Here is a 10,988-nt window from a genome sequence, read left to right on the forward strand (position 1 = left end):
TTTGGTTTTAAGTAATCTTCAACATAATAACATACATTTGGTAACTTTTTTAATTTTTTTAGACCTATTCGTAATCAAAATTATAAACTTATGCAATTTAATACCAAACTTACTCTTTGCCTATTTTCGGCTCTGCTTATTGTAAGCTGTAACAAAAAAGAAATTCAATATGAAGACCCCTTAATTACCAACAGGGATACAACAGTAGTTCCAGGTGATGATTTTTTTCATTATGCTAACGGGGGTTGGTTTAAAAAACATCCTATTCCAAATAGTGAAAACAGTAATGGTATTTTCAGAACCATTGCAGATACCATTAATAATCAAATAAAAAGCATTTGTGAAAAATCGGCTAAAAATACAGATGCCGTTAAAGGAAGTAATGAGCAAAAGATAGGTGATTTTTATGCTTCAGGAATGGATACTTTGTCTATTGAAAAAGCAGGATTAAAACCATTGGCTATGGAATTTGCAAAAATTCAAGCGATAAGCGATATTCCAACCTTAATGAATACTATAGGGCATCTACATACTATGGGAGTGGGTTCAGCCTTTTCTTTTGGAGTGGGTCAAGATGATAAAATAAGTTCCAAAAATGCTTTATTTTTCAGTCAAGGTGGATTAGGATTAGGGGAAAGAGATTATTATTTTAATACAGACCCAGAAACAGTAAAAATCAGAACAGAATACGTAAAGCATATTCAAGCGATTATGGAATTGACAGGAGATGACGCTGCTAAAGCCAAAAATGCTGCTACAACTATTATGAAATTGGAAACCGATTTGGCTAAGAATAGCAGAAAGCTAGAAGCACTTCGTGATCCTATTAAGAATTATAACAAAATGACTTTAGCCCAATTTAAAGCATCAACACCATCGATAGCATGGGAAAATGTACTACCACAATTAGGCATTACCAAAGCGGATACGGTTATTGTTGGTCAACCAGAATTCTACAAAGGATTGGATAAAATAGTCGCTACTTATGCTATTGAGGATTGGAAAACGTATTTGAAATGGGATTTGGTAAATACTTATGCTGCATACTTAAATAATGCTATTGAGAAGCAAAATTTTGCTTTTTATTCGACTGTCATGAATGGTGTGAAAGAGCAAAAACCAAGATGGAAAAGAATAGTAGAACAAACTGACGGTTCTTTGGGAGAATTAATTGGGCAAGTATATGTTAAAGATTATTTACCAGAAGGTTCTAAAGAAAAACTATTAGAAATAGGAAATAACATTCGAGATGTTTATGCTGAGCATATCAAGAAATTGGATTGGATGAGTGAGGAGACAAAGAAAAAAGCACTTTTCAAATTGAGTAAAATCGTTATGAAAGTTGGGTATCCTGATAAATGGAAAGATATGAGTAGTGTGGTTATTAATAGAAATACATATTGTAACAACGTCATGGCGGTCAATAAATGGGCCTATAATTATATGATAAACAAATATGGGAAACCAGTTGATAGAACCGAATGGGGAATGTTCCCGCAAACGTATAATGCTTATTATAATCCAAGTAACAACGAAATTTGTGTTCCTGCCTGTAATATTTTAGTGCCAGGTTTTGAAGGAAGAATGCCGGATGATGCTATTTTATATGGTATTATTGGTGGTTCTACATTTGGTCATGAAATAACACATGGCTTTGACGATCAAGGGAGTCAGTATGATGATAAAGGAAATTTGAGAGATTGGTGGACAAAAGAAGACAAAGAAAAGTTCACTCAAAAAACAAAAGCTATTGTAGCACAATTTAACAAGTTTGAACCGCTTAAGGGAAAGTTTATTAATGGCGATGCTACACAAGGAGAAAATATAGCGGATTTAGGAGGCGTTGTGATGGGTTATGAAGCTTTCAAAAAAACAGCGCAATTCAAAAACAAAGAAAAAATTAGCAACTTGACACCAGAGCAAAGATACTTTTTGTCTTACGGATATGCCTGGATGGTGCAAGCCAAAGATGAATCTGTAGCAAGACAAATTATGTCTGATGTTCACTCGCCAGCACAATTCAGAATTATCGGGCCTTTGATGAATATTGCAGAGTTCTATAAAGCATTCAATGTGAAACCAAACAACAAAATGTATTTGCCAGAAAAAGACAGAGTTGTCATTTGGTAAAGCTTAAACAAAAAATCCCTAACATACGATAGGGATTTTTTTTATTTCTTAGCAATAGCTTCTTCATATCTTTCGGAAACTTTCTTCCAATTGATGATTTTAAAGAAATTCTCAATATATCTTTTACGTTTGTATTGATAGTCTAAATAATAAGCGTGTTCCCATACATCAAGATTTAATAAAGGAGTACCTGAAACGATTTGTTTTGGCATTAAAGGATTGTCTTGATTGGGTGTACTAGTAACTTGTAATTTTCCAGTTTTGTCTAAAACTAACCATGCCCAACCTGAACCAAATTGTTTTTCAGCAGCATCAGCAAATTGAGTTTTAAAATTCTCAAAACTACCAAAGTCTTTTGTGATTACAGTGGCTAAAGTATCCTTAGGTTCTCCACCCGATTTTGGTCCCATTCCTTCCCAAAAAAATCCATGATTATAGTAACCGCCAGCATTATTTTTTAAATCGGCATTAGTGCCATCCGCTTTTTTTAAGATGTCTTCAATAGTCAAATCGGTCAATGTGGCATCCGCAGCAACTAATTTATTGAGATTGTTTGTGTAGGTTAAATAATGTTTAGAATAGTGAACTTCCATAGTAAGGATGTCAATACTTGGCGATAGCGCATTATATTCATAAGGTAGTTTGGTTAATGCAAATTGACCTTCCTCAGCAGTTACATCATCAGGTTGTCCGATGGTAACTTTTTCTTCGGCGGAAGGTAATGGAACTTCAACAACCTCTGTCAATTTCTTTCTTTTACATGCAGGTAAAAAGAAAATAAAGGAGCAACATAAAACAATTGAAAAAATCTTTTTCATAATTCTATTTGGTATTTTTCACAATAGCATGAATAGCTTCTATATATAATTCTTTAGCTTCGTCAATCGATAGATGACTTATCTGCATCCAAGCATTGGTTTTAAAAGCATTTCTCAAATCAAAATCAGCTGAATGATTATAATCAATAGTACCAAATGTAGCTTGTTTATAATAAGCATACAAGCGCAATTGCACATCTTGTGGAAGGGATGATTGCGACATATTAGAAGCTATAGCTACAGCTTCTTGAAATCGAATATCTAATTCTTTTTCACTCATGTATGATTATTCTTTTATAGCAATAACAGTTTGATTTCCAACTGCATTTTGTTGGAGTGATACTTCTATTTTAGTTCCTAATGGAAAATAAATGTCTACTCTTGAACCAAATTTAATAAAACCAGCATCATCGCCTTGACGCACTTGCATCCCTTCTTCAGCGTAATTTACTATTCTTCTTGCTAAAGCCCCAGCAATTTGACGATACAAAATTTCTCCAAAGATTCTATTTTCAATTACAATAGTAGTTCTTTCATTTTCAGTACTAGCTTTTGGATGCCATGCTACTAAATATTTACCTGGATGGTATTTACTATATTTAACTTTTCCACTAACAGGATAACGGGTAACATGTACATTTATAGGAGACATAAAAATAGAAACTTGCAAACGTTTGTCTTTGAAATATTCTTCTTCAAATACTTCTTCAATTACCACCACTTTTCCATCTACTGGAGCTGTAACGATATTATCATTGGCTTCTATTCTTCTATTTGGATTTCTAAAAAACTGTAAAATCAATAGTAGAAAAACTAAAGTTGCAATTTGAATCGCTTTTTCTAACCAAAGAATAGAGGTTAATTGATGTGATAAAAGAAAAATTACCACAGTTACTGAAGTTGCTATTAAAATAATTTTTCCGCCTTCTTTATGAAACATAATATAAAATTTGATAAAACAAATAAACAAATGGTGCTACAAATATAATACTATCTAGGCGATCCAAAACACCGCCATGACCGGGCATTATATTTCCGCTATCTTTTACACCAGCAATTCTTTTAAATTTAGATTCGATTAAATCGCCCAAAGTACTAAAAACACTAATAATTACAGCGCTTATGGTCCAAATGAATAGTGAAATAAAATGGTGATTAGGTTTGGGTTGAATATAAAATTTAGAAATCAAAATTCCAGCGATTACTGAAAAAAGAATGCCACCTATAAATCCTTCTATAGTCTTTTTGGGAGATATTTTTTCCAACAACTTATGCTTTCCTATTGATTTCCCAACAATATAAGCAAAAGTATCATTCGTCCAGATTAGAATAAAAATACTAATGATAATTTTTGGATTGAATCCTTTTATTCCAAATGGAATTTTGGTTATTAGAATGAATGGAAAAATGACATAGCCAATGACATATATGTATTTTGATAGTTTATCAATCTTTCCTTTTTTTGACACAAAAAGAAGATGCAAACATTTTACAGAAACAAATAGCGTCGCTAATAAAAGTAAAACATCATTGAATTGAGTAGTTTTAAACTGTGTGGCTAAATAATAGATGAAGGCGCCAAAAAGAAGCGGTAGTATTTTATTCAAATTGACCAACTGACAGAACTCATAAATGGCAATTAGCATAAACACCCCGAAGAGAATATAAAAACTAGTAACGGAGTAAGAAGTTGCAATTAAAAGTAGTGCAACATATACTACACCAGATAATAATCTCTTTAGCGATTCGTTCATTTTATAAATCTTCTAGAAGCAGGAGATATAAGTTTTTGGCCGTACTTCCATATTGAAGAAAGTCTTCGTCTTTTGCTTTTTCAAAATATTTTATGGTCGTAATATTGGTTGGATAATCTTTGTCGTATTTCTTTTTAATAACGCGAAGACCATCACTTTTTGCTTCTAAAATTTGACTTGTAGTGGCTAGGATTATGATGTTTATAGGTAAGTCGTTCGGTTTGTTTTGCTTGATTTGATTGGATGAAAAAAGTACTGAACCTTCATCGGCAATTAAGTTTTCACAGCTGGCAAATAAAAATTTTGGGTTGGTAGGTTTGTCGTAGGTTAATTTGTTTTCATCCAACATGCTAAAAAGCTTTGGTTCATAACATAAAGCTTCACATTCAAACCAATCATTCTCTTCCAAAATATTTAGGAATTGGTCTTTTACTTCGCTTAAGTTTTCACAATACAAAAACTTACCTCCATTTTTTTTGAAATTATAGGTAAACTTCTCGTCAACAGGAAGTAAAGAAAAGCTTGAAGGGGTATTATTGAATTCGCTTTGACTTTCCTCGTCAGATGCATCATTACCAGTGCCAAAAATTTTTCTGAAAAGACTCATGCTTGTATTTATATAATCTTAATTAGGTATTAGGAATTCTTCAAAGATAAAAAAATCTTAATTCAAAAGCTTGTTTTGAATTAAGATTTTAAAAAAATGTTAAAAAACTTTTAGTCTTAAACTATATCGGTTTCTTCAGCTGGGATATCGAAGGGTCTTTTTCCAAAAATGGTTTCTAAATCATCCTTGAAAATAACTTCTTTCTCAATTAAAATATTCGACAGTTGTTCTAATTTATCTTTGTTTTCTTCTAATATTTTAATGGCTCTTTGGTACTCATTTTCTATCAAATTAGAAATTTCTTTATCAATAGTTTGAGCTGTTTCTTCAGAATAAGGTTTTGAGAAATTGTATTCACTTTGCCCTGATGAATCATAATAAGTTACATTGCCTAATTTGTCATTCAAACCATAAATGGTAACCATCGCACGAGCTTGTTTAGTAACTTTTTCTAAGTCACTTAAGGCGCCTGTTGAGATTTTATTGAACATTACTTTCTCAGCAGCTCTTCCACCCATAGTCGCACACATTTCATCAAGCATTTGTTCTGGACGAACAATCAAGCGTTCTTCAGGTAAATACCAAGCAGCGCCTAAACTTTGACCTCTTGGAACTATAGTTACTTTTACTAATGGGGCAGCGTGTTCTAGCATCCAACTTACTGTAGCATGTCCAGCTTCGTGAACAGCAATAGCGCGTTTTTCATCAGTAGTAACGATTTTATTTTTCTTTTCTAATCCACCAACTATTCGGTCAACGGCATCTAAGAAGTCTTGCTTGTCTACAGCTGTTTTATTGTTTCTAGCAGCTATTAAAGCAGCCTCGTTACAAACGTTAGCAATATCAGCACCAGAGAAGCCTGGAGTTTGTTTGGCTAGAAAATCTACATCTAAATCTTCTACTTTTTTCAAAGGTTTTAAGTGTACTTCAAAAATCTCTTTACGTTCGCGAATGTCTGGTAAGTCAACATAAATTTGACGGTCAAATCTTCCTGCTCGCATTAAGGCTTTGTCTAATACGTCAGCTCTATTGGTTGCTGCCAAAACGATAACGTGAGTATTAGTACCAAAACCATCCATTTCAGTCAACAATTGGTTTAAAGTATTTTCACGTTCGTCGTTAGAACCAGAGAAATTATTTTTACCACGAGCACGTCCTACAGCATCAATTTCATCAATAAAAATAATGGCAGGAGATTTGTCTTTGGCTTGTTTGAATAAATCTCTAACACGAGAAGCTCCAACACCTACAAACATTTCCACAAAATCAGAACCTGATAAAGAGAAGAAAGGAACTTTTGCTTCACCAGCAACGGCCTTAGCTAATAATGTTTTTCCTGTTCCTGGAGGTCCAACTAAAAGGGCTCCTTTTGGAATTTTTCCCCCTAAAACAGTATATTTATCTGGATTTCTGAGGAACTCAACAATTTCTTGTACTTCCTCTTTGGCTCCTTCTAATCCAGCAACATCTTTAAAAGTTGTTTTGACTTCCGAGTTTTCATCAAAAAGTTTTGCTCTAGATTTTCCGATGTTAAAGATTTGACCTCCGCCACCGCCGCCAGCACCACCTGACATTCTTCTCATAATCAATATCCAAAGCCCAATAATTACTACGATTGGTAAAATGCTGATTAATAGTTCGGACCAATTGCTTTTGGCTTTAAAGTCAAAATCTTTAATTTTTCCTTCCGTTTTAGCTTTTTCAATATTATTTTGGAAAACTTCATCATTACCAATATCAAAAGAGTAGTGAGGCCCTTTGTTAAGGTTTCCTAACATATCTTTAGCCACATTTTTATTGGCTTTATCTGCCAATGCGGCTTTAGTAAGATAAGCTTCGCCCTCGACTTTGTTGTAAATGACAACTTTTTCAATTTGCCCTTTATCTAAAAGCTCATTAAATTTAGAATAAGATATTTTTGTTGTATCCTGAAATCCCGCACCACCAATGTAGTTTAGAAGCACAAATACGGCAATAAGGATTCCATAAATCCACCAAGGACTTAATTTGAAACCAGTAGGTTTTTTTTCGCTAGCCATTTTTTATATTGGAACTTTTAATATTTATTTTCAATTGTTGTGATTTTAGCATCACCCCATAACCCTTCAATGTTGTAAAACTCACGAATTTGCTTTTGAAATACATGAACTACTATGTTTACATAGTCCATTAATACCCATTCCGCATTATCCGTTCCTTCAACGTGCCAAGGTTTATCTTTTAATTCTTTAGAAACTAGTTTTTGAATGGAGTTAACTATAGCATTAACTTGTGTGTTGGAATTTCCGTTACAGATTATAAAATAATCACAAACCGCTGTATCTATAGCTCTTAAATCGAGGATGTCGATATCATTTCCTTTTACTTCTTCAATGCCTTTTATAATGTTTGCCAAAAGGACATCACTGCTTACCGATTTTTTCGTCATTTACTATTTATGTATGTTTTGCAAATGTATTACTTTTTGTCTTTATTTTTGCTCAACAAAAGTTTAAAATTCGTTAATATTTATTACATGTCCATACCCTTTATCAAACTCAATGCCATAGATTCTACTAACGACTATTTGAAGCAATTGAGTAAAGTTTCTACATTAGAAAATTTCACTATTGTCATGGCCGAAGAACAAACAAAAGGAAAAGGACAAATGGGAGCAAAATGGGTTTCTGAGCCAGGTAAAAACCTCACTATGAGTATCTTGATTTCTGATTTTAAATTGACGAATCATACCATATTTGATCTTAATGTTACAGTAGCCGTATCTGTTTTAAAAGTTTTACAATTTTTTAAAATTCAGCAATGCAAAATAAAATGGCCCAACGACATTATGGCAGATTCTAAAAAACTGGGAGGCATATTAATTGAAAATACATTTAAAACGGATGGAAATATTACGGCTGTCGTTGGTATTGGATTAAACTTAAATCAAACTAATTTTGAACATCTCCCTCAAGCGACTTCGCTTAAGTGTGTTACAGGAGATAACTATTCAACAGAAAAAATAGCACTACTGATAAGAGAATCTTTAGAAGATAATTTGCTACAACTTGAGCAAAATCAAGCTTCATTATGGGATTGTTATCATCAAAATTTATATAAAATAAATTACCCGTCTGCTTTTGAAGATAAAACAGGGAAGCAATTCATGGGTATTATTAAGAAAGTAAGTAATGAAGGTAAATTAGAAATACTATTAGAAGATGACAGTATTGCTCATTTTGAAATCAAAGAAATCAAAATGTTATATTAAAATATTTAAAAAGGAAGCAACTATCTTTCCAATCTAATTGCGAATCCGTCGGCTATAGATTGATCTATTACTAAAGTATTGTTGGAGATAGAATAACAACCATACGCACTTCCATTGATGTCAATGCTTTGACCACATGGTGATTCAGGATTATTTACAAAATGATAAGGGTAAACACCGGTTTCTAAAACATCCCATAAATTGGGATCTGTGTTATTGTTTGTTACCGTTACGGTTTGTGTAATTGGATTGAAATCCCAAGTTATCATTCCTACAGTAAAGTTATTATTTATACCAGCAAAAGTGCCACTTACATTAACTAGTTTCCATTGTCCTTGAATAGGATCAGTAGTAGCGTTCGAATTAGAATTGCAACTCACAAATAAGAAGAGGAAAAAAACACCAAAAAATGAAATTAGCTTTTTCATAGTTTATGGATTTATATTATTGTGGAAGTGCCAGACAGTAATTGACTTTATCGGTATATTGACTGTTATAGTTGACTTGGTTTGCGACAATAGTTAAAGTAAAATCTGGTACCTGAAGATAACTACAGTTTGCATCTGCTAAAGGATTTTGTTCAAAATCATATTTTTCTTGACTAATAATAGCATAGGAACCAACGGGTAATGAAGTGGAATAACTGCCATTGTTGTCTGTTGTAATTGTGCTAATAATGGGAGTAAAGGGAGTATAGTTTAAAGCATTTCGAATATAAAATGTTTGATTTGCTGAGGGGTTGTAAATAGCTAATGCATCTAAAATTTCTTGAGGTGGATTAGCACCACCTTTATATTCACTATTGTTAGAAATAGTTCCAATTACTAATTGACTTTGTTGTGAAGAACTACTAGAACAAGCATTCAAGAGAAAAACAAAAAATAGTAAAAAACAGATTTTTTTCATGGTTTATTGGTTTGCTTAATGATACTTTTTGTTAAGAAAGGTTGCGTACTTGTTAAAAAAACAATTTTTATAACGTTGGCAAATCTCCAGTTCCTTTAGTTGGCAAATTAGTGTAGCCCATCAAATATAAATCTACTTCACGCGCAGCTTCTCTACCTTCTGATATTGCCCAAACAATTAGTGATTGTCCACGTCTCATATCTCCAGCAGTAAAAATATGAGGGACATTCGTTTGGTATTTTGTAGCTTTATAATTATTTCGATTATCTATTTCAATGCCTAATTGTTTGCTTAGTGTTTTCTCTGGGCCTGTAAATCCTAGAGCTAATAATGCCAAATCACATGGCCAAATTTTTTCAGAATCTTCTTTTTCAATCAATTCTGGTCTTTCACCAGGGACCATTTTCCAAGCTACTTCAACCGTTTTTAAGCCTATTAATTCTCCTTTTTCATTGGCAATGAACTCTTTGGTGTTAATCAACCAATTTCTATTACAGCCTTCCTCATGAGAAGTGGAAGTTTTTAATTGCAAAGGCCAAAAGGGCCAAGGAGTAGTTTCACTTCTGAACTCTGGTGGTTTAGGTAAAATTTCAAAATTGGTTACAGATTTGGCTTCTTGTCTGTTAGCTGTTCCCACACAATCGGAACCTGTATCACCACCTCCAATTACAATAACATTTTTACCCTTAGCAGTTATTTGATTTGGAATTGTTTCTCCATACAAGATTTTGGTTTGTTGTGTTAAAAAAGTCATGGCTTGCACCACACCTTTACTTTCAATTCCTTTAGTCGGCAAGCTTCTGCTATCTGTTGCGCCACCACAAAGAACTATGGAATCAAAAGTTTCTAATTGTTCAACACTGAAATTCACTCCTACATTTACATCGGTTTTAAAAATGATACCTTCTGCTTCTAAAATGGCAATTCTCCGATCAATAATAGCTTTTTCTAATTTAAAATTTGGAATGCCATAACGCAATAAACCACCAATAGCGTTATCTCTTTCAAAAACGGTTACCCAATGTCCAGCTCGATTTAATTGTTGCGCAGCTGCTAATCCTGCAGGGCCGGAGCCTATAACTGCTACTTTTTTTCCGGTTCTAATTTCAGGAATTTGTGGTTTAATCCAACCTTCGGCAAATCCTCTTTCAACGATATTTTTTTCGATGTTTTCTATTGCAATGGGTTCGCTAATAATTCCTAAAACGCACGATTTTTCGCAAGGGGCAGGACATAATCTTCCAGTAAATTCAGGAAAATTATTGGTAGCTTGTAAAATAGTTAGAGCACTTTGCCATTCTTCTTGATGAACCATGTCATTAAAGTCGGGAATTAAATTTCCTAATGGGCAAGCACTATGACAAAATGGGATTCCACAATCCATGCATCTCGAACCTTGTTGTTTGATTTTAGTTTTATCTAAAGGAATCGTAATTTCCTTGTAATTCGCAACACGTTCTTTTACGGGTAGATTGCTCTCGTCCGTTCTTCCAAATTCTTTAAATCCTCCTATCTTCCCCATA

Annotated in this window: 12 protein-coding genes; 2 read left to right on the plus strand and 10 right to left on the minus strand. The window is 33.3% G+C overall.

The window, feature by feature from the left end; genetic code table 11:
- The first annotated feature begins 90 nt into the window (after positions 1–90).
- Positions 91–2,130, plus strand: a complete 2,040-nt coding sequence (locus OLM53_RS13650) for a M13 family metallopeptidase (protein ID WP_264520776.1) — start codon at positions 91–93, stop codon at positions 2,128–2,130.
- A gap of 41 nt (positions 2,131–2,171) precedes the next feature.
- Here the strand turns inward: OLM53_RS13650 and OLM53_RS13655 are convergent, their stop codons facing one another.
- The 7 genes from OLM53_RS13655 to rsfS all read right to left on the minus strand — a co-directional run bounded on the left by OLM53_RS13655 (position 2,172) and on the right by rsfS (position 7,737).
- Positions 2,172–2,948, minus strand: a complete 777-nt coding sequence (locus OLM53_RS13655) for a superoxide dismutase (RefSeq protein ID WP_264520777.1) — start codon at positions 2,946–2,948, stop codon at positions 2,172–2,174.
- Positions 2,949–2,952: 4 nt separating this feature from the next.
- Positions 2,953–3,228, minus strand: a complete 276-nt coding sequence (locus tag OLM53_RS13660; RefSeq protein ID WP_264520778.1) for an acyl-CoA-binding protein — start codon at positions 3,226–3,228, stop codon at positions 2,953–2,955.
- Between the two features lie 6 nt (positions 3,229–3,234).
- Positions 3,235–3,888, minus strand: coding sequence for a phosphatidylserine decarboxylase family protein (locus OLM53_RS13665; protein ID WP_264520779.1), 654 nt, complete (start codon positions 3,886–3,888; stop codon positions 3,235–3,237).
- Positions 3,878–4,702 (minus strand): phosphatidate cytidylyltransferase, encoded by an 825-nt coding sequence (locus OLM53_RS13670; RefSeq protein ID WP_264520780.1) that lies wholly within the window; start codon positions 4,700–4,702, stop codon positions 3,878–3,880. Before OLM53_RS13670 ends, OLM53_RS13665 begins: the two co-directional genes overlap by 11 nt.
- Position 4,703: 1 nt before the next feature.
- Positions 4,704–5,309, minus strand: a complete 606-nt coding sequence (locus tag OLM53_RS13675) for a lactate utilization protein B/C (protein WP_264520781.1) — start codon at positions 5,307–5,309, stop codon at positions 4,704–4,706.
- 116 nt (positions 5,310–5,425) lie between these two features.
- Positions 5,426–7,348, minus strand: a complete 1,923-nt coding sequence (gene ftsH, locus OLM53_RS13680) for an ATP-dependent zinc metalloprotease FtsH (protein WP_264520782.1) — start codon at positions 7,346–7,348, stop codon at positions 5,426–5,428.
- Positions 7,349–7,365: 17 nt separating this feature from the next.
- Positions 7,366–7,737 carry a ribosome silencing factor gene (rsfS, locus tag OLM53_RS13685; RefSeq protein ID WP_264520783.1) on the minus strand — a complete coding sequence of 124 codons (372 nt, stop codon included), beginning with the start codon at positions 7,735–7,737 and terminating at the stop codon, positions 7,366–7,368.
- Positions 7,738–7,824: 87 nt separating this feature from the next.
- On the opposite strand from rsfS, the gene OLM53_RS13690 reads away from it, so the two are divergent.
- Positions 7,825–8,559, plus strand: coding sequence for a biotin--[acetyl-CoA-carboxylase] ligase (locus OLM53_RS13690; RefSeq protein WP_319799851.1), 735 nt, complete (start codon positions 7,825–7,827; stop codon positions 8,557–8,559).
- A gap of 20 nt (positions 8,560–8,579) precedes the next feature.
- Here OLM53_RS13690 and OLM53_RS13695 read toward each other — a convergent pair whose 3' ends face one another.
- From OLM53_RS13695 to OLM53_RS13705, 3 genes are all read right to left on the minus strand, one after another.
- On the minus strand, positions 8,580–8,987 hold the full coding sequence (locus tag OLM53_RS13695) for a hypothetical protein (protein WP_264520784.1): 408 nt from the start codon (positions 8,985–8,987) through the stop codon (positions 8,580–8,582).
- 16 nt (positions 8,988–9,003) lie between these two features.
- Positions 9,004–9,465 carry a hypothetical protein gene (locus tag OLM53_RS13700; RefSeq protein ID WP_264520785.1) on the minus strand — a complete coding sequence of 154 codons (462 nt, stop codon included), beginning with the start codon at positions 9,463–9,465 and terminating at the stop codon, positions 9,004–9,006.
- Between the two features lie 67 nt (positions 9,466–9,532).
- A complete protein-coding gene (locus OLM53_RS13705) occupies positions 9,533–10,987 on the minus strand; it encodes a glutamate synthase subunit beta (protein ID WP_264520786.1) in 1,455 nt (484 codons plus the stop codon).
- Position 10,988: the final 1 nt, after the last annotated feature.

The sequence above is a fragment of the Flavobacterium sp. N1994 genome, assembly GCF_025947145.1.
Classification (GTDB): domain Bacteria; phylum Bacteroidota; class Bacteroidia; order Flavobacteriales; family Flavobacteriaceae; genus Flavobacterium.

Excerpts from the sequence above, each read along its gene's own strand:
- OLM53_RS13650 (WP_264520776.1), top strand. The coding sequence starts at position 91 with ATGCAATTTAATACCAAACTTACTCTTTGCCTATTTTCGGCTCTGCTT.
- OLM53_RS13655 (WP_264520777.1), bottom strand. The coding sequence starts at position 2,948 with ATGAAAAAGATTTTTTCAATTGTTTTATGTTGCTCCTTTATTTTCTTT.
- OLM53_RS13660 (WP_264520778.1), bottom strand. The coding sequence starts at position 3,228 with ATGAGTGAAAAAGAATTAGATATTCGATTTCAAGAAGCTGTAGCTATA.
- OLM53_RS13665 (WP_264520779.1), bottom strand. The coding sequence starts at position 3,888 with ATGTTTCATAAAGAAGGCGGAAAAATTATTTTAATAGCAACTTCAGTA.
- OLM53_RS13670 (WP_264520780.1), bottom strand. The coding sequence starts at position 4,702 with ATGAACGAATCGCTAAAGAGATTATTATCTGGTGTAGTATATGTTGCA.
- OLM53_RS13675 (WP_264520781.1), bottom strand. The coding sequence starts at position 5,309 with ATGAGTCTTTTCAGAAAAATTTTTGGCACTGGTAATGATGCATCTGAC.
- ftsH (WP_264520782.1), bottom strand. The coding sequence starts at position 7,348 with ATGGCTAGCGAAAAAAAACCTACTGGTTTCAAATTAAGTCCTTGGTGG.
- rsfS (WP_264520783.1), bottom strand. The coding sequence starts at position 7,737 with ATGACGAAAAAATCGGTAAGCAGTGATGTCCTTTTGGCAAACATTATA.
- OLM53_RS13690 (WP_319799851.1), top strand. The coding sequence starts at position 7,825 with ATGTCCATACCCTTTATCAAACTCAATGCCATAGATTCTACTAACGAC.
- OLM53_RS13695 (WP_264520784.1), bottom strand. The coding sequence starts at position 8,987 with ATGAAAAAGCTAATTTCATTTTTTGGTGTTTTTTTCCTCTTCTTATTT.
- OLM53_RS13700 (WP_264520785.1), bottom strand. The coding sequence starts at position 9,465 with ATGAAAAAAATCTGTTTTTTACTATTTTTTGTTTTTCTCTTGAATGCT.
- OLM53_RS13705 (WP_264520786.1), bottom strand. The coding sequence starts at position 10,987 with ATGGGGAAGATAGGAGGATTTAAAGAATTTGGAAGAACGGACGAGAGC.